The 19,285-nt window shown below is 48.0% G+C and carries 14 protein-coding genes and 1 pseudogene; 6 read left to right on the top strand and 9 right to left on the bottom strand.

Annotated features, from left to right (window positions below; genetic code table 11):
• Nucleotides 1–22 precede the first annotated feature (22 nt).
• The 3 genes from QA442_RS16785 to QA442_RS16775 form a co-directional block, all read right to left on the bottom strand.
• Nucleotides 23–250: a hypothetical protein gene (locus tag QA442_RS16785; RefSeq protein WP_095432677.1), complete on the bottom strand. Its 228-nt coding sequence runs from the start codon at nucleotides 248–250 to the stop codon at nucleotides 23–25.
• The gene (locus QA442_RS16780) at nucleotides 251–1,399 is read right to left on the bottom strand and encodes an AbrB family transcriptional regulator (RefSeq protein WP_095432676.1); all 1,149 of its coding nucleotides are present in this window, start codon (nucleotides 1,397–1,399) and stop codon (nucleotides 251–253) included.
• 109 nt (nucleotides 1,400–1,508) lie between these two features.
• Nucleotides 1,509–2,711, bottom strand: a complete 1,203-nt coding sequence (locus QA442_RS16775; RefSeq protein WP_095432675.1) for an MDR family MFS transporter — start codon at nucleotides 2,709–2,711, stop codon at nucleotides 1,509–1,511.
• Nucleotides 2,712–2,824: 113 nt separating this feature from the next.
• On the opposite strand from QA442_RS16775, the gene QA442_RS16770 reads away from it, so the two are divergent.
• On the top strand, nucleotides 2,825–4,552 hold the full coding sequence (locus QA442_RS16770) for an SgrR family transcriptional regulator (RefSeq protein ID WP_095432674.1): 1,728 nt from the start codon (nucleotides 2,825–2,827) through the stop codon (nucleotides 4,550–4,552).
• Between the two features lie 35 nt (nucleotides 4,553–4,587).
• Here QA442_RS16770 and QA442_RS16765 read toward each other — a convergent pair whose 3' ends face one another.
• Together QA442_RS16765 and QA442_RS16760 are read right to left on the bottom strand one after the other, a co-directional pair.
• A complete protein-coding gene (locus QA442_RS16765; RefSeq protein ID WP_095432673.1) occupies nucleotides 4,588–4,917 on the bottom strand; it encodes a four-helix bundle copper-binding protein in 330 nt (109 codons plus the stop codon).
• Nucleotides 4,918–5,035: 118 nt separating this feature from the next.
• Nucleotides 5,036–5,473 carry a ferritin family protein gene (locus QA442_RS16760; protein ID WP_040083516.1) on the bottom strand — a complete coding sequence of 146 codons (438 nt, stop codon included), beginning with the start codon at nucleotides 5,471–5,473 and terminating at the stop codon, nucleotides 5,036–5,038.
• Between the two features lie 183 nt (nucleotides 5,474–5,656).
• On the opposite strand from QA442_RS16760, the pseudogene addB reads away from it, so the two are divergent.
• From addB to hlpB, 5 genes and pseudogenes are all read left to right on the top strand, one after another.
• A pseudogene (gene addB / locus QA442_RS16755) lies at nucleotides 5,657–9,156 on the top strand (helicase-exonuclease AddAB subunit AddB).
• Nucleotides 9,143–12,847 (top strand): helicase-exonuclease AddAB subunit AddA, encoded by a 3,705-nt coding sequence (gene addA / locus QA442_RS16750; protein ID WP_095432671.1) that lies wholly within the window; start codon nucleotides 9,143–9,145, stop codon nucleotides 12,845–12,847. Before addB ends, addA begins: the two are co-directional and overlap by 14 nt.
• A 71-nt stretch (nucleotides 12,848–12,918) precedes the next feature.
• Nucleotides 12,919–14,094 carry an exonuclease subunit SbcD gene (sbcD, locus tag QA442_RS16745; RefSeq protein WP_095432670.1) on the top strand — a complete coding sequence of 392 codons (1,176 nt, stop codon included), beginning with the start codon at nucleotides 12,919–12,921 and terminating at the stop codon, nucleotides 14,092–14,094.
• Nucleotides 14,091–17,483 carry an exonuclease subunit SbcC gene (gene sbcC, locus QA442_RS16740; protein WP_095432669.1) on the top strand — a complete coding sequence of 1,131 codons (3,393 nt, stop codon included), beginning with the start codon at nucleotides 14,091–14,093 and terminating at the stop codon, nucleotides 17,481–17,483. The genes sbcD and sbcC overlap by 4 nt, the downstream gene beginning before the upstream one ends.
• 13 nt (nucleotides 17,484–17,496) lie before the next feature.
• Nucleotides 17,497–17,799, top strand: a complete 303-nt coding sequence (gene hlpB, locus QA442_RS16735; RefSeq protein WP_014663462.1) for an HNH nuclease-like protein HlpB — start codon at nucleotides 17,497–17,499, stop codon at nucleotides 17,797–17,799.
• Nucleotides 17,800–17,835: 36 nt separating this feature from the next.
• On the opposite strand, the gene QA442_RS16730 is transcribed toward hlpB, so the two are convergent.
• Genes QA442_RS16730 through gerPC form a run of 4 tightly spaced genes read right to left on the bottom strand, consistent with a single transcriptional unit; the run spans nucleotide 17,836 to nucleotide 19,277 of the window.
• Nucleotides 17,836–18,054, bottom strand: a complete 219-nt coding sequence (locus QA442_RS16730; protein ID WP_003233096.1) for a spore germination protein — start codon at nucleotides 18,052–18,054, stop codon at nucleotides 17,836–17,838.
• A gap of 31 nt (nucleotides 18,055–18,085) precedes the next feature.
• Nucleotides 18,086–18,487, bottom strand: a complete 402-nt coding sequence (locus QA442_RS16725; protein WP_032725362.1) for a spore germination protein GerPE — start codon at nucleotides 18,485–18,487, stop codon at nucleotides 18,086–18,088.
• The gene (gene gerPD, locus QA442_RS16720) at nucleotides 18,487–18,663 is read right to left on the bottom strand and encodes a spore germination protein GerPD (RefSeq protein ID WP_095432668.1); all 177 of its coding nucleotides are present in this window, start codon (nucleotides 18,661–18,663) and stop codon (nucleotides 18,487–18,489) included. The genes QA442_RS16725 and gerPD overlap by 1 nt, the downstream gene beginning before the upstream one ends.
• Entirely contained in the window at nucleotides 18,660–19,277 is a 618-nt protein-coding gene (gene gerPC / locus QA442_RS16715; RefSeq protein WP_003245548.1) for a spore germination protein GerPC, read from the bottom strand. Before gerPC ends, gerPD begins: the two co-directional genes overlap by 4 nt.
• Nucleotides 19,278–19,285 lie beyond the last annotated feature (8 nt).

Here is a 19,285-nt window from a genome sequence, read left to right as displayed (position 1 = left end):
CACGCACTGCGGTGCGTGTTTTTTACGTTTTTTCTTTCTTTTTCAGGATGATGAGGTAAATCAAATTTCCTCCGACTAAAATCGTAAGAGGCAGTCCGGGGGAGCCGGTTGCCACCAAATTATAAATCAGCCAGATTCCTAAGCATATGCCATAATATAAGTGCATTGCCTTCTCTGGATTGTCGCGCAGCAAAAGAGTCACTCCTTCCCCATCTGCTATAAGTGTATCACGGAAGGATTTTGTTTCCAATTATGCATTGCTGCTGATCGAGCCCTCTTTTCCTTTTTTTTCACCATGGAGATGGTGAAGCAGACGATAAAACGGCGGCAGCAGGGCAATGACAAGGATGACGCGGATGACCTGAACCGCAACGACAAAGGTGGAATCAGCATGTAATGTAACTGACGTCGTCGCCATCTCTGCAATCCCGCCGGGCGCAAATGCCAGAACAGAGGTGATGAGCGAGATTCCTGTCAGTTCGGAAACGATCACGGCGCTCAAAAACATAGCTGCGATTAAACCGACGGACGAGACAAACCCGACGATGATAATGCGGGTGACGCCGGCAAACATGCTTTTGTACATTTTAGAGCCGATCGTTGCCCCGAGAAATACTTGTGATACATGGTTCGCTTGTGACGGCCACCATGCCGTCATGTCGTGCCCTATCACCGCAGCTCCGCCAACGTGTACAATTGCTACACCAAGCATGCTGCCAAGCAGCCATGGAGCCGGAAACTTTAAACATTTCGCCGCTTTACAGGCTCCCCAGGCAGCGAGAATCAGAATGACGGTCCACAAAACGGGAGCGAGCCTAAAATCTGTCGTTGCTGAAGAAAGTCCTGCTGCAGCACTTGTGGAACTGTCTTGTTTTGTATAGATCATGATAACCAAAAACGGAATGGAAAGGACCACGAGCAGTACCCGCATCATTTGCACGAGGCTGACAATGGCGGTGTTGGCGCCGACCTCCTGTGCGATGCTCGGCATAGCGGAAAGCCCGCCGGGAGCTGTGCCGACAAAGCTAGTCATCATATCCGTTTTGCTGAAACGCCAAAGCACATATCCTGACAGCATGGCCAGCAGGATAGACAATATCAGCATAACGCCGACTGAAAACCAATGGTCTTTGAGAACAGAGAGAACGGATAAATTCAGCTTTTGGCCCAATTCGATGCCGAGGATCATCTGCCCGAGGGCGAGCCATCGTCGGTTAATTCCTTTTTGGTCTGGTGCCATCATCAGCCATGCCGGCCGTATCATGGCGAGGCAGCAGGCGACAATCAGCGTTCCGATCATCCATCCAATTGATATTCCGGTTAATGAAAGAATAAACCCCCCGGCTGCACTGATTGCGATAAACCATAGATCTTTGAGGAGATTTTCGTCTTTCTTCAATGTAAAACCCTTCTTCCTTTTTCACGTAACACTCCAATTGTTCACGTAGTGAATGTATTTATAACTATAGTATATTTTTGTTGATAAAGAAATTATGAATTATTTTCTATTAGTGATTCACTTTTCTTATGACCTTATGTTCGAGCTTCTCTATTGTGTAAGTCAGGCATAAACCCGCTGCCAGCAGACACACGGCAAGGGCGTAAAATATCACTTCTCCGCCAAACGATGTCAGGATCAGCCCGCCCGCGAGCGGTCCGATTGAGCGGGATATATCCCAATGCAGACCATAGACAGCATAGAACCGGCCAAGCAAATGAGGCGGTGCCAATTTTGAGATGAAGGTCTGGATGTGAGTTAATCCGATGCTTTCGCCAACCGTCATCACCGCTGCCGTCACTAAAAGCATTGTCGGGGATGTTGAGCATGCAAAGCCGGCAGCCGCAAGGGAGTAGCAGATATAAGTAATGAAAAGAATCGTTTTCATTGTAAGCTTTTCAGTCCCTTTGACAAGAGGAACCTGGAAAACAAAGCTGAATAAAGCCTTTGCTGCTGAGTAGATGGTCAGCATGGACAGATAATCAGAAAACATATTTTTGCTGAACAGTCGGTATGTTGTTTCTGTTTGCGCATATAACATGCTGATGGGGAGAGAAAGCAGCAAAAGAAGCAGGACGGGCCTGTATATCGTAAAGCTCGCTGACTTTTCCTGTGTCACAGCTGTGTTTTGCGGCTTTGTCTCGGGAAGTTTCAATGCAGCTGCCAGAAAGTAGATGAACAAGGCTGCGGCATCTAAAGCGAATATCCATTCAGGATTTTGTTTGTACAGGAGCATTCCGAGCAGCGGCCCTGCCGTCAGGCCGGCTGAATAGATCGCGTTGATGACCGCAAATACTTCCGAACGTCTGCTTTCTGGCGTGCTTTCGGCGATTTGGGCGCGGGAAGCGGGAATGTATAACGATCTTCCGATGCCATTCACGACATAAAGAATGGCGAAAACATACGCATGCTCAGCAAATACAAACCCTGTCATTGCAGATGATTGCAGAAGCAATGCGATCAAAATCGCTGTACGCCGACCAAGCTGGTCCGTCACCCGTCCGGCAGCGAGCGTCAGGAAAAGATCAGCAAATGGCTGAAGGCTGATGATCAGCATTGGCATCATGACATTGCCGTTTAATTGTTCATGCAGATACAGCACCATAAAAGGTCCCATCATTGCACCTGTCAGGCTTGTCAGCATTTCGCCGAAAAAGCGGAGCCAAACGGGAGCGGTATATCTTGATTTAATAGATTGAAAGCTGGTCAGCATGTGATCGCCGCCTTTCGGTGTTTGATATAGTAGTAGTGTATAGAAGGGGCGGCGACCCAAAAAGTGAAGAAAAGAAGAGATAAAAGTTCCCCTTTTGTCGGGAGGTGCGGGGATTGAAGCTAATTGAGCACTACGTGGCACTTGTAAAAACAGGACGGGCTGAGTATGGGCAAATGAACGAAATGACGCTCACTGAGATTGCCGACAGTTTATTTTGTACGGAAAGAAATGCAAAGCTCATTTTACATAAGCTGGAGAACAGCAATTGGATTACCCGGGAAAGCGGGGCGGGGCGCGGCCGTAAATCAAAAATCGCGTTTCTTCGGAGGCCTGAGGAACTGCTTCTTCAAACTGCCAAGGAATATACCATGGCTGGAAAGCTTAAAAAGGCAGAGGAGCTGCTTCAGCAGTATCAGTCAGCGTTTCCGGAGCTTCAAAATGAATATGGTATGTGGTTTTCTGAGGTATTTGGTTTTGTGACAGAGTCCGGCCGGGATGGAGAAAAGGATGTTCTCCGGATGTTCATCTCCCCTGAATCTGCCAGCAGTTTTGATCCATGCCAAATATTTTTGCGGTCTGAGGGCCATTTCGTCAAACAGATATTTGATACGCTTCTCACGTTTGATCCGGATATGCAGGAGCCGAAGCCTCATTTGGTTCATGGATGGGAAGAGGATGGAAAAAAACGGTGGAGATTTTTTCTTCGAAAAGGTGTGTCGTTTCATAATGGGCAGCTGCTGACATCGCGGGACGTTGCGTTTACGTTTCAGCGCTTTTTGGAACTGGCTGACAACCCGTATAAATGGCTGCTGCACGGAGTGAAACAAGTCTTAGAAAAGGGCCCTTATTGTGTGGAGATCATACTTGATAAGCCGAATGAGTTTTTGCCGTATGCTCTTTGTGACGAACGGCTGTCCATATTGTCGGCAGAACAGGGCTGCGGGATCAATGGAACAGGGCCTTTTCGGGTGAATCAGCATCACGGCTGGATGCTTGTGCTTGAAGCCTATGAGCGCTACTTCAAGGGGCGCCCCTATTTGGATCGCGTGGAGTTTGTGTTTTCTGAACAAGCCGGTGAGATGAACGGATTTACCATTCAAGAAAAACAAACATGTCTTGAGCAGCAAACTGTTTTTGATGAGCGGCATGTCCAGTATTTGTCGCTCAATCTGAAAAAGAAGGGGCCTCTTCAGCACCGAAGCTTTAGAAAAGCGCTCCGGCTGTTGATTTCCTCTGAACGGCTCGTTCGTGAAGCGGGAGGGCACCGAAGAATCCCGGTTACGTCCTTTTGGCATTCGAGTTCTTTTGAGTTAGAGGGCGTTACGCCATCTGAATTGTTGAAGAAAAGCGGATACGAGGGCGAAACAATGGTGCTGTATACCTTTTCGGAAACAGATCATCGTGAGGACGCCGAATGGATTCAAAATATGTGCGCCCAACACGGGATCAAGCTTACACTTCAATTCTGTGATGCTGATAATCTGCGACGGCCGGAAGTCGTGCAGATGGCGGATATCATTCATGACAGTGCGACGTTTTATCAAGATACCGAGTTTGGTTTTCTGCATTTGCTGCTGTCGGAGAACAGTTTCTTGTGCCAGCATCTATCTGAAAAGCTGACACAATTCTGCTCGGGAATGATAGAGCGGATGTTTTCCATGCCTGACCGCTGTTCGAGAATGAATATCCTGCGTGACATTGACCGTCAGCTTACACAGGAGCTGAATGCAATTCCGCTATATCAAAATGTGTTACAGGTGACATCAAGTAACAATGTAAAAGGCCTGGTGCTTGATGAAGAGGGATGGATTGATTTGTACTCCGTGTGGCTGTCCAAATAAAAAAGAGGGTTCAATCATTGAACCCTCTCCGTCTTTTAAGACGCCGCCATGCTGCGGCATTGTTCAGCGCAGGCGAAGCAGGCTTTCGCACATGCTTGGCAATGATCGTGATCATGCTTTTCGCATTCAGTGCCGCACGCTTCACAAATATCGGCGCAAAGTGCACAAATTTCTTTCAAAAACGGGCTGTCCGTTTGCATGGCTTTGACTGCCAGCGCGCAAATATCCGCGCATTCCCTGTCAAGCCGGATGCAGCCGCTGAGATCGTGATGCGCGCTTTCATCCAGGCATTTTGTAAAACAATGATTGCAAGCCTCCATACAATCAATGCAAGCCTCAATACAAGCTTCTGAATATTGCTCCATGGTTGATTCCCCCTGTATGGCAATGTATGGTTTTATGTTTCCCGGCTGCATTTGAAAAAAACGGAGGAATGTGTTTTTAGCTGAGGAGATATGTACATATACCCTAAAACGGGTATATCTAACGTTTGGCCAGATAGTATAGGAACCAGACAGCGTGATTTTGTTCATCACGTGCGGCGCGCGTGAAGACGCCTTTCGCTTTTAAGTTTGACGTTTCCTCGGCTGCACGCAAGTAAAAGTCGACGGTTTCTTGTTCATCTTTAAAAGCGGCGTCCAGTCCTCTCGTGAAATGGTCCGGGCACTCTTCCGTTTGTTTCGGCATGATGTGCTTGCCGGTAATCGATCCGTACAGTGTGGAAAATTCACGAAGGTGGCGGATCTCGTCACGTCTGATTTCTTCAATCTGTTTTCTGACTTCATCGCGGTGGGCTAGTTCGGCAAGCCTGCGGTAGCATTGAATTGCACTGAATTCTCCGTTGATGGCCTTCTGCAAATTCCGAATCAAAACAGGATCTTCCCGGTACGGCACCGGATAGGGATAGTAACTGTAATGCAAGAGGATTCAACTCCATTCCTAGGAATTGGGCTTCTGTAAAAGTATATGTTGGGCAAGGAGAGATGTGCAGGGATAATCAGCTTTTTATATGTGAAAAGGCCGTTTTTACCAATAGATCAGATTGGTCATTTTCGTCAACATTCGATAAAATATATAAAGATAAAAAGAGAGGGGTCTTCTAATTTGGGAGCAGAGTTTTTAGTAGGCAGGTCCGGGAGTGGAAAAACGAAGCTGATCATCAACAGCATTCAGGATGAATTGCGCCGGGCTCCATTCGGGAAGCCGATCATTTTTCTAGTCCCGGATCAAATGACGTTTTTAATGGAATATGAGCTTGCTAAAACGCCAGATATGGGCGGGATGATACGCGCTCAAGTGTTCAGCTTTTCACGATTGGCCTGGCGCATCCTTCAGCATACGGGAGGAATGAGCAGGCCGTTTCTGACGAGCACCGGCGTACAAATGCTCCTGCGGAAGCTCATTGAGGAGCATAAACAGGAGTTCAAAGTCTATCAAAAAGCGAGTGACAAAAACGGGTTTACCGCACAGGTTGAGCGGATGCTGACAGAGTTTAAGCGGTATTGTCTGGAACCGGAGGATATCCGCCGGATGGCGGAAAGCGGAACGGCTTCCGAATATCGCGGAGAACGTGTGTTATCTGAAAAGCTCCATGACTTATCGATTCTGTATCAGCAAATGGAAAAAAGCCTCGCAGATCAATATCTTCACTCTGAGGATTATTTGACATTGCTGGCAGAGCATATCCCGCTTGCGGAAGATGTAAAAGGCGCGCATATCTATGTGGATGGCTTTTATCAGTTTACACCGCAGGAATTCAGGGTGCTGGAGCAGCTTATGGTTCATGCAGAGCACATCACGTTTTCGCTCACAGCGGACAAGCCGTCATATGAGCGGGAGCCGCATGAACTGGAATTGTTTAGAATGACGGGAAAAACCTATTACCGCCTGCATCAGAAGGCGAAGGAACTGAATTTAGACATTACGTATAAAGAGCTGAGCGGGACTGAGCGGCATACAAAGACGCCCGAATTGGCCCATCTAGAGGCGCAGTATGAAGCGCGTCCTGCCGTTCCTTACGCAGAAAAACAAGAAGCACTGACTGTAATGCAGGCCGCGAACAGACGAGCTGAGCTGGAAGGTATTGCCCGGGAAATTCACGCCCTCGTCAGAGAGAAAGGATATCGCTATAAGGATGTAGCAATTCTTGCGCGCCAGCCGGAAGACTACAAGGATATGGTGAAGGAAGTTTTCGCAGATTACGAGATTCCTTATTTCATTGACGGAAAAGCATCTATGCTGAACCATCCGTTAATCGAATTTATCCGCTCAAGCCTTGATGTTCTGAAAGGGAATTGGCGTTATGAAGCGGTGTTTCGCTGTGTGAAAACCGAACTGCTATTCCCGCTCAATGAACCGAGGGCCAAAGTGAGAGAACAGGTCGATCAGCTCGAAAATTACTGTATCGCTTATGGGATCAAAGGCGACCGCTGGACAAAGGGCGACCGTTTCCAATATAGGCGCTTTGTGTCGCTGGATGATGATTTTGCGCAGACCGATCAGGAAATCGAAATGGAAAACATGTTGAATGACACCCGCGATTGGATTGTTCCGCCGCTTTTTCAGCTTCAAAAACGAATGAAAAAAGCAAAGACGGTACATGAGAAGGCGGAGGCGCTCTATCGCTATTTAGAAGAGACGGAGGTGCCGCTGAAGCTGGATCAGGAAAGGCAGCGTGCTGAGGAAGATGGCAGAATCATTGAAGCACAGCAGCATCAGCAGGCGTGGGACGCAGTCATTCAGCTGCTTGAGGAGTTTGTTGAAATGATGGGAGATGATGAGATTTCTCTTGATTTGTTTCAGCAAATGATAGAAGCCGGCGCGGAGTCGCTTACATTTTCGCTTATTCCGCCTGCGCTTGACCAGGTATTTGTCGGCAATATGGATTTGTCCAGAATGTATGGCACATCCTGTACCTTTGTGCTCGGGGCAAACGACGGCGTTCTCTAAGACGCCCTGATGAAAACGGGGTTCTGTCGGATGATGACCGGGAATGGCTGAAAACGATCGGGGTTGAGCTTTCCTCAGGCGGACGGGAGCGTTTGCTTGATGAGCATTTCCTCATCTACATGGCATTTTCAAGTCCGTCTGACCGGCTTTATGTATCGTATCCGATTGCAGATGCGGAAGGAAAAACGCTTTTGCCGTCGATTGTCGTTAAACGGCTGGAAGAACTGTTTCCGCATCATAAAGAGCGCCTGTTGACAAATGAACCTGAGCAGGTCAGCGATGAGGAACAGCTGAAGTATGTCGTCAATCAAAGCGTGGCACAGTCCTTTACTGCGAGTCAGCTCAGATTATGGACCCGGGAATATGACATCAGCGACGTCTGGTGGAGCACGTACAATGTGCTGATGAGTGAGCCGGACAGGCTGCAATCGAAAAAGCTGTTCTCAAGCCTGTTTTTCCGGAATGAAGTGAAGCAGCTTGAACGCAGTGTGTCAAGACAGCTCTATGGTGAACGCATTCAGGGCAGCGTATCGAGAATGGAAACCTTTAACGCATGTCCGTTTTCCCATTTTGCGTCACACGGGCTGCATCTGAAGGAACGGCAATTTTTCAAGCTTGAAGCGCCGGATATTGGCCAGCTGTTTCATTCCAGCTTAAAGCTGATTTCAGACAGGCTGCGTGAGCAAAAGCTGGATTGGCGAGATTTAACGAAAGAGCAGTGCGAGCTGTTTTCTTATGATGCGGTAGAGCGGCTGGCACCGAAACTGCAAAAGGAAATTTTGCTCAGCTCAAACCGGCATTATTATGTAAAGGAAAAACTGCAAAAAATTGTGACGCGTGTGTCCGGTATTTTAAGCGAGCATGCGAAAGCGAGCGGATTCGTACCGATCGGGCTGGAACTGGGCTTCGGAGGAAAAGGGCCGCTTCCGCCGCTGACCTTTCAACTGAAAAACGGCTGTACGATGGAGCTCGTCGGGCGTATTGACCGTGTGGATAAAGCTGAAAGCTCAAAAGGCCTGCTCCTCAGAATTGTCGATTATAAATCAAGCGACAAAGGCCTTGACTTAGCGGAAGTATATTACGGATTGGCGCTGCAAATGCTGACGTACCTTGATTTATCGATTACACATTCAGCCGACTGGCTCGGAATGAGGGCAACGCCTGCAGGAGTGCTGTATTTCCATATTCATGATCCGATGATTCAATCTAATCTCCCGCTCGGGCTTGACGAGATTGAACAGGAGATTTTTAAGAAATTTAAAATGAAGGGCCTGCTCCTCGGCGATCAGGAAGTGGTTCGCCTTATGGATACAACCCTTCAAGAGGGACGGTCAAATATCATCAACGCCGGCTTGAAAAAAGACGGCTCTCTCAGATCAGACTCGGCAGCAGTCGGTGAAAAGGAATTTGATCTTTTGACAAAGCATGTGCGCCGTACCTTCCAAGAAGCAGGCGAACAAATTACCGACGGCCGCGTATCCATTGAGCCGTACAAAATGAAGAACAAGACGCCGTGCACATACTGTGCGTTCAAATCAGTGTGCCAATTTGATGAATCACTAGAGGAAAACGAGTATCGCACATTAAAAGCTGAAAAAGACAAGACGATACTTGAGTGGATAAAAAAGGAGGCGGATGGCAATGAACATTCCTAAACCGGCAGATAGCACATGGACAGATGACCAATGGAATGCCATTGTTTCAACCGACCAGGATATTCTCGTGGCAGCGGCTGCGGGCTCTGGTAAAACCGCTGTGCTCGTTGAACGAATGATTCGGAAAATCACCGCGGAGGAAAACCCGATTGATGTAGACCGCCTTCTCGTTGTGACATTTACAAACGCCTCAGCGGCAGAGATGAAACACCGAATTGCGGATGCCTTGGAAAAAGAGCTTGTACAACGCCCCGGCTCGCTGCATATTAGACGGCAGCTTTCTCTTTTGAACCGGGCCAGCATTTCGACGCTTCATTCCTTTTGCCTGCAAGTGCTGAAGAAATATTACTACTTGATCGATCTTGATCCGGGTTTTCGGATAGCTGATCAGACGGAAGGCGAGCTGCTTGGGGATGAAGTGCTTGACGAGCTGTTTGAAGACGAATATGCAAAGGGCGAAAAGGCATTTTTTGAGCTTGTTGACCGCTACACGACAGACCGGCACGATCTGGATCTCCAATTTCTCGTTAAACAAGTGTACGAGTATTCCCGATCCCATCCCAACCCGGAGGCGTGGCTGGAAAGCTTTGTTCATTTGTATGATGTATCAGAAAAGAGCGCCATCGAGGAGCTGCCGTTTTATCAATATGTCAAAGAGGATATTGCAATGGTGCTTAACGGGGCGAAGGAAAAGCTCTTGCGCGCGCTTGAGCTGACGAAAGCGCCGGGCGGCCCGGCGCCGCGTGCTGACAATTTTCTTGATGATCTTGCGCAGATTGATGAACTGATCGAGCATCAGGACGATTTTAGTGAACTATATCGTCGTGTGCCCGCCGTCTCCTTTAAGCGTGCCAAAGCAGTAAAAGGGGATGAGTTCGATCCGGCGCTCCTTGATGAGGCGACAGATTTGAGAAACGGCGCGAAGAAACTGCTTGAAAAGCTCAAAACCGACTACTTTACGAGAAGTCCTGAACAGCACTTGAAAAGCCTAACCGAAATGAAGCCTGTCATTGAAACGCTTGTACAGCTTGTTATCAGCTATGGAAAACGGTTCGAAGCCGCGAAGCAGGAAAAATCAATCATCGATTTTTCTGATTTGGAGCATTACTGTTTAGCGATTTTGACAGCTCAGAATGATAAAGGTGAACGTGAGCCGAGCGAGGCTGCAAGGTTTTATCAGGAGCAGTTTCATGAGGTGCTCGTTGACGAATATCAGGATACCAACCTCGTACAGGAATCGATTCTGCAGCTCGTCACAGGCGGGCCGGAGGAGACTGGCAACCTGTTTATGGTAGGAGATGTCAAACAGTCGATTTATCGATTCAGGCTTGCGGAGCCGCTTCTTTTCCTTTCTAAATACAAACGGTTTACAGAGAGCGGGGAAGGCACGGGGCGGAAAATCGACTTGAATAAAAATTTCCGAAGCCGTTCAGATATATTAGACAGCACAAACTTTTTATTTAAACAGCTGATGGGCGGCAAAATCGGTGAGGTCGATTATGACGAGCAGGCTGAGCTGAAGCTTGGTGCGTCGTATCCGGACAATGACGAGACGGAAACGGAGCTGCTGCTGATCGACAACGCAGAAGATACGGATGCAAACGAGGAAGCGGAAGAGCTTGAAACCGTGCAGTTCGAGGCAAAAGCCATCGCTAAGGAAATTCGCAAGCTGATTTCATCGCCATTTAAGGTGTATGACGGAAAAACGAAAACACATCGCAATATTCAATACCGAGATATTGTGATTTTGCTCCGCTCCATGCCGTGGGCTCCGCAAATCATGGAAGAGCTGAGAGCACAGGGCATACCGGTTTACGCCAATTTAACGTCAGGCTATTTCGAAGCGGTCGAAGTCGCCGTCGCGCTTTCGGTGCTGAAGGTGATCGATAATCCGTATCAGGATATACCGCTTGCCTCTGTGCTGCGTTCACCGATTGTCGGTGCAGATGAAAACGAGCTGTCTTTGATCCGGCTTGAAAATAAAAAAGCGCCGTACTATGAGGCGATGAAAGACTACCTGGCTGCCGGTGACCGGAACGATGAGCTTTATCAAAAGCTGCATACGTTTTACGGACATCTGCAAAAATGGCGTGTCTTTTCGAAAAACCACTCAGTATCTGAGCTGATTTGGGAAGTGTACCGCGACACGAAATACATGGACTATGTCGGCGGGATGCCGGGCGGAAAACAGCGCCAGGCCAATTTGCGTGTTCTTTATGACAGGGCGCGCCAATATGAATCAACGGCATTTCGCGGCTTGTTTCGTTTCCTGCGGTTTATCGAACGCATGCAGGAGCGGGGCGATGATCTTGGTACGGCGAGAGCGCTCAGCGAGCAGGAGGATGTTGTCCGCTTAATGACGATTCACAGCAGCAAAGGGCTCGAATTTCCAGTCGTGTTTGCAGCGGGTCTCGGCCGGAATTTTAACATGATGGATTTAAATAAATCGTACCTGCTGGACAAGGAGCTCGGATTCGGCACGAAGTATATTCATCCGCAATTGCGCATCAGCTACCCGACGCTGCCTCTCATTGCGATGAAGAAAAAAATGCGCAGGGAGCTGCTGTCAGAGGAATTGCGTGTTCTCTATGTTGCATTAACGAGAGCGAAGGAAAAGCTGTTTCTGATTGGCTCGTGCAAGAATCATCAGAAACAGCTCGCAAAATGGCAGGCATCCGCGTCCCAAACTGATTGGCTCCTTCCGGAATTTGACCGCTATCAGGCGAAAACATATTTAGATTTCATCGGACCGGCTCTTGCCAGACATAGAGACTTGGAGGCTTTGGCTGGAAACGGTACACCAGTACACGCTGATATCTCAGGCCATCCAGCTCGTTTTGCCGTTCAAATGATTCATTCCTATGATTTGCTTGATGATGATGTGGAAGAAAGAATGGAAGAAAAAAGTGAACGTCTGGAAGCGATCCGCCGAGGGGAACCAGTTCCCGGCTCGTTTGCGTTTGATGAAAAAGCCCGCGAGCAGCTGAACTGGACCTACCCGCATCAAGAGGTGACACAAATTCGGACAAAGCAGTCGGTTTCTGAGATCAAGAGAAAAAGAGAGTACGAGGATGAATACAGCGGCAGGGCACCTGTAAAACCGGCTGACGGAAGCATTCTGTACAGACGTCCCGCTTTTATGATGAAAAAAGGCCTGACAGCGGCAGAGAAAGGTACTGCCATGCATACGGTGATGCAGCATATCCCGTTGTCACATGTGCCGTCGATAGAAGAAGCTGAGCAGACGGTTCAAAGGCTTTATGAAAAAGAGCTGCTTACTGAAGAACAAAAAGACGCTATTGATATAGAAGAAATCGTGCAATTTTTCCATACAGAAATCGGGGGACAGCTGATCGGTGCGAAATGGAAGGACCGGGAAATACCTTTCAGCTTGGCGCTTCCGGCTAAGGAGATCTATCCTGATGCAGAGGAGGCGGATGAGCCGCTTTTAGTGCAGGGGATCATTGACTGTCTCTATGAAACTGAGGACGGATTATATTTATTGGATTATAAGTCGGACCGGATTGAGGGCAAATTTCAACATGGATTTGAAGGAGCGGCCCCGATCTTGAAGAAACGATATGATACCCAGATTCAGCTGTACACGAAGGCAGTTGAGCAAATTGCAAAAACAAAGGTAAAGGGATGTGCGCTTTATTTCTTTGACGGAGGGCACATTCTCACATTATAGCGAGATCCGTAAGCTCCGGGATTTCAGACGGAGCGGGTCTCGTTTTCTATATAAAAGAGAGGTGAGAGCATTTGCGGATTTTACATACAGCTGACTGGCATCTTGGAAAAACGCTTGAAGGAAGAAGCAGGCTGAGTGAGCAGGCCGATGTGCTGGATGAACTGAATACGATTGTAAAGGATGAGCAAATTGATGCCATTGTAATGGCGGGAGATGCGTTTGACACCGTGAACCCGCCGGCTTTAGCTGAGCAGCTGTTTTATGAAAGCCTGTCTGCGCTCAGTGACAGAGGAAAGCGCCCGATCGTTGTCATTGCCGGAAACCATGATAATCCTGATCGTTTGTCCGCCGCTTCACCGCTGACACATGAAAGCGGCATTCATTTAATCGGTTATCCGACAACAGAGCCGATTCATATTGATGTGCCCTCAGCAGGGGAGCTTTTGGCGGTTGGAGCGCTGGCGTATCCATCAGAAGCGCGGTTGAATGAAGTGCTATCCGATACGTTTGATGAAAAGCTGCTCCGTGATCATTATGACGTGAAAATCAGGCAGGCGTTTGAACATATGACAAGCCGTTTCCGGAACGATGCAGTGAAGATTGCCGCCAGCCATATTTATGTCGCAGGCGGAAACCAAACCGATTCAGAGCGGCCGATTGAAGTCGGGGGTGCATACACGGTGGCTGCTGAAAGCCTGCCTGCGGGTGCCGCTTACGTCGCGCTCGGGCATTTGCATCGCCCGCAAACGATCAAGCGGGCGCGGACGCTTGCGCGTTATTCAGGATCTCCGCTCGCCTACAGCTTTTCTGAAGCAGGCTACGCTAAATCAGTGACGATCGTGGACGCAAAGCCGGGGGAAGACGCCTCTTGGCGTGAGGTATTATTATCAAGCGGCAAGCCCCTTGTGAAGTGGAAAGCGGCAAATAGATTAAGTGAGGTGTACAGCTGGCTGGATGAAGGCAGGGATCAGAATGCTTGGATTGACCTAGAAATCCGTGTCACGGACCAGCTGTCACTTGAAGAGATTCACAGGCTACGGAAGGCGCACCCGGGTTTTATCCATATCAGGCCGGTTTTTGAAGAAAAGAACAAAGACCGGGAACGGATCGAGGTTAAACAAGTCTCAATCGAGGACCGCTTTAAGAAATTTTATGAAAAACAAACTGGCGGCGCGGTGCCGGATGAAGAAATGGTGAAGCTGTTTTTAGAGCTTGCATCAGGCGTTGAAGAGGAGGATGCGAAATGAAGCCGATCGCCTTAAGCATTAAGGGGCTCCACAGTTTTAGAGAGGAGCAGACGATAGATTTTGAAGGCCTTTCCGGTGCTGGTGTTTTCGGCATTTTCGGCCCGACAGGAAGCGGTAAATCCTCTATTCTCGACGCAATGACGCTTGCTTTATACGGAAAGGTGGAACGGGCGGCAAATAATACGCACGGAATCTTAAACCACGCCGAAGATACGCTGTCTGTTTCCTTTACCTTTGCGCTTCAGTCGAATCATCAAATCTCATACAAAGTTGAGCGTGTGTTTAAGAGAACGGATGAAATGAAGGTGAAAACGGCACTTTGCCGCTTCATCGAAATCAAGGATGAGCATACGGTGCTGGCTGATAAAGCCAGCGAAGTGAATAAAAGAGTGGAGGAGCTCTTAGGGCTGACGATCGACGATTTTACGAGAGCGGTGGTGCTGCCCCAAGGGAAATTTGCTGAATTTCTGTCTTTAAAAGGGGCAGAGCGCAGGCATATGCTTCAGCGTTTATTTCATTTGGAGCAATATGGAGACAGGCTTGTGAAAAAACTGAGGCGGCAGGCGCAGGAAGCCAATGCGAGAAAAAATGAAATGCTTGCTGAACAGTCCGGTCTTGGTGAGGCGAGTTCAGAGGCAGTTGAGCAAGCGGAAAAGGCTCTCGAACAAGCCGAAACCAGGCTGGAAGCGATGAGGAAGAGCCGTTATCAGGCGAAAGAGCGATTTACGGAGCATCAGGAGATTTGGAATGTCCAAAAGGAACAATCCGCTTATGAAGAAGAGAAAAAACGTCTCGCGGAAGAACAGCCGCATGTAGACATTATGCAAAAACGCCTGCTGGAAGCGGAAACAGCCGCCGCTCTTAAGCCCTATGCGGACCGATACGCAGAAGCGATCCAGCATGAGGCGAAAGCTGAAAAGGAACAAACGCTAGCCCGAAAGGATTTAGAAGACCGGAATGCTTTCTTTCAGCAAAAACATGAAGAGTATGAAGCGTGGCGCCAGCATAAAAGCGAGAAAGAGCCTGAGCTTTTAACTAAGCAGGAACAGCTTTCCCGTTTGCAGGAAATCGAAATGAAACTGAGTGAGGCCAAGCAAGAGGAAGAGCGCAAAAAGGCTGAACTCCGGCAGAAAGAAGAGGCTCTTCAATCTGTCATGAGTGAATTGGAGACCGTAACAGACCGCCTGACACGAGGGCAAAACAGACAGACGGAATTGAAGCAGCAGCTCAAATCCCTGCAGGTGACATCCGATGAGCGAAGAAGCTGCCAGCAGGCCGCAGAAATGGCATTGCACATCAGGCAAACTGAAGAGCAAATCAAAAAAGAGAAAAATCGAAGTGACGAATTGAACCTCGTGCTGCAGAAGATGAATGAAGAGAAGAATACACTTGTTCAAAGGACGGAAGCGGAAGAAAACAACATCATTCAGGCATATGAGGCTGTGCAAACCGTGTACCATTTGGTGTGCGAGGCGGAACACTCATTAACACGTATGACTGAAGAGGCTAGAAAGAATCAACATACGCTTCACTTACAGCGTGAAAAAGCAAGGATGGCACTCCTGACAAAAGAGTTAGCGCAAAAACTGACCGCTGGAAAGCCTTGCCCGGTCTGCGGTTCAACCGATCACGATCCATCCGCGTCAGTACATGAAACGTATGAAGCCGACAGCCATCTTGAAGAGTACATCAAACGGACAGATGTGTTATTGACGGAAGCAGCAGCTCTCAGCCAAGAGATTCTTTCAGCCAAAATTACGCTTGAAGAACAGTCCGCACGCTTTATTGAACAGTGTCCGTTTTTGCAGACAATTCAAGCGCAGAACCTTGAAGCGGCGGCTTCCTTCGAGAATCAGCCGGTGTATGAAGCATTTGAAACTGCCAAATTTGAATGGAAACGAATCAAGCAGGACATTCTTTCTGTTAAAACACGCATGGCACAAATAATCGGCGCCTATCAGGAGTCTTTAAAAAAGGCCGAGCAGCTTAATGAAAAAATCGGTTTTGAAAAAAGAGAGGCAGACCGTATTGAAAGCATCATCACCGAGCTTCAAACTTCATTGGACAGCCGTCTGAACATGTTTAAAAAAGCATTTCAGGATCAATCTGTGGACGAAGCAGAAAAATGGCAAAAAGCCATTGAAGAAAAGGACCGGGCTGCAGAAGAATGTGAAAAACGAATTGAGAAGAGTATCGCGTTTCTTGCTGAGCATGAAGCACAAAAGGAAAAACTGCGGGAATCGGGACACCGGCTTGAACGGGAAAAACTGGAGCTTCATTATGCCGCTGAACGCATCAAGAGCGTGATAGCTGATTATGAGAACGAACTCGGAGATTATGCAAAAGGAGATTCCATTCAAGTCAAACTCCACTCTGTCCAGCAGGATCTAAAGCTGTTAAAGGAAAAAGAACAATCTTTATATGAAGAATTGCAAAGCGCCCAAATGAAGCTCAATCAGGCGAAAAGCCGCGCTTCGGCAAGCGAGCTCACTCTTCAAGAGGCGAAGGGGAGATTGGAAAAAGCAAAAGCTGCTTGGCTTGAGCATGCCCAAAATACCTGCTTTACCCGGACTGAAGAGGTTGAACAAAGTCTCATCCCAGCCGATGAACTTGAAAAGATGAAAACTGGCATAGACCAGTTTATGGATAAACTGAAGCAAAATGCTGCAAACTTAAAACGAGTAGCAGAGATACTTGACGGCAGAGCGATATCAGAGAGCGAATGGAGCGAAACCGTTGCAGCATTACAAAAAGCTGAGGACGCATTTGGCGCTGCTATAGAGGAAAAAGGCGCGGCTGCGAAAGCACTGGCCGTCATTCGCGACCATCATAAACGATTTAAAGAAATTGAAGCGGAACTGAAAAAGTGGCAGACGCATATCGACAGGCTGGACAAGCTGCAAGCTGTGTTTAAAGGCAATACCTTCGTCGAATTTTTAGCTGAGGAGCAGCTTGAAAGCGTTGCGAGGGACGCCTCAGCAAGACTCGGTATGCTGACGAGACAGCGCTATGCCATCGAAGTAGATTCTGAGGGCGGCTTTGTGATGCGGGATAATGCGAACGGAGGCGTAAGACGCCCGGTATCCAGTTTGTCTGGAGGAGAAACCTTCCTCACTTCGCTATCACTTGCTCTTGCGCTGTCTGCCCAGATCCAGCTTCGCGGAGAATACCCGCTCCAGTTCTTTTTCTTAGATGAAGGATTCGGCACACTGGATCAAGATCTGCTTGATACGGTTGTAACGGCCTTGGAAAAACTTCAGTCAGACAATCTGGCTGTCGGTGTCATCAGCCATGTGCAGGAACTGCGTGCACGGCTTCCGAAAAAACTGATCGTCCATCCGGCTGAACCGAGCGGCCGCGGTACACGGGTATCACTTGAGTTGATGTAAAGGGGGAGCTGATATGGCAAAGCAGACTGCCGGAATATGTGAGCTGTGCGGCCGGAGCGATGTCCAGCTGACAGAGCACCATCTCACACCGAAAGAAGAAGGCGGAACGTTTTTGCCGACAGCGATGCTCTGTATTCCTTGCCATAAACAAATTCATGCCTTATATACCAATCAAGAGATCGCTGTACGCTTAAACGGAATAGAAAAGCTCAGAAGCGATCCAGAGCTTGCCCGGTTTGTCAAATGGATCAGAAAACAGCCGCCTGAGAAGCTGATCAAAACAAAGAAATCAAATGAACGAAAAAAGAAAAAATGACTAAAAAGCAGCCCTCTCTTTGCAGAGCGGCTGCTTTTATCCGTTTCCAACCATATCCTGATCGTTGACATCGGGGTCTATATAATTTGTCGCGTTGACTGCGTTATTTAATAGAAGGAAATCTCCCGTGTTTCCTGCTCCCGAACCGAGCGCAGATTTTGAAGAGCTTTTCGGAGAAAGGTAAAAGGAATCACCAAAGTTTACGACTCCGCCCGATATGGAATTGATAGCTATAGGCCCGACAATTGCTGGCATAAACGACACCCTTTATCGAAGTCTCTGTTTATTATATGTTCTTGGCGGGCGATTGTGAGCGCGGAGACTGAATCTGTCTGATATGTTTGATTCTTGCATCACCGCGGATAAGCGAAGCTGAACCAGCATGTAAAACAGAAGAGGCGGACACCCCTTGAATTTTGATGCTGCGAACATAAATAGCCGGCACCTCGTGGCAAAATGCGCTTTGTACACCTGTTTCGGGAATCGGCTTCACTGCCTGCTGCTGAAAGATCTGGTACTCCTTTTTGTTAAATGAGCCTTCATTATTGTAAAACGTGGACAGAGAACGCTGAACAGCAAATACTTTTACACTCATATCGATTTCATTTGTGTCGCCAACTTGAAACACACTTGCGATCCCGAGGGAATTAAACTTAACTAGTCTGATGCGTGATATGCGTTTAAGCATTATTCTGGCGCAAGCGGAACAAACGGCCCGATAATAAGAGATTCAGGCGGTGTATCAAAAATAGAAGACAGGTAGATGGATTCAGTGTCTCCGATGTGGAAAACGGAGGAACTGGACACACCGTTCATCCGGATGTCCCCGACTTCCAAGCTGCGGTTGATGACTGTAAAGATCATGCTTGCTCATCTCCTTTCATTTCTGATGGAATATGCTCCAGAAAGTGTTCTACAGCGCGGATGACATCACGCTTCACATGCTCAGCGATATGTTCTGCATATTGTGCAGGCGGTGTATTTTCTTCTTTTTTGATATGGGACATATAATAGTGAATCCGGCTGTCCATTTGTTTTCTGATGTCTTCAATAACATGATGTCTGTTTGTATCGTCAAGTCTGCTGTCATATTGGTTTTCAAGCTGTTCCAAAATATCTGGGATTTCCTCGGTTAAGTACATGTCGACATTCTGGCGGATTTGCTGCATGAGCTGAGCGCTCTCTTCCTGCTGCATCATCCCGATTTGCGGTGTCGACTGGCTGACGTCAAAGTTTTGGACGCTGTTCGGGTCAGTCGGATTTAAGCCGATATTCAAAGTCCCGTCGAGCCTTTCGATTTTCAGCTGATCAAATTTATACTCCACACGCTCAATGGTAGTGGCCGGCCGCTGTTTCATCGTATTCATTTCAGTTTGAATCTCTTTCAGCTGACGTTCGAGCTGCTGAATGTGAATCGCCTGCTGCTGAACGAAGGAATTCAAGTTTTGCAGGTAAGAGGAAACAGATTGATCATACATGTTCTTTC

Source organism: Bacillus stercoris (assembly GCF_029772985.1).
Taxonomy (GTDB): Bacteria; Bacillota; Bacilli; order Bacillales; family Bacillaceae; genus Bacillus; species Bacillus stercoris.
Note: the sequence above shows the minus strand (reverse complement) of the source record. Positions and strands in the feature narration are given on the sequence as shown.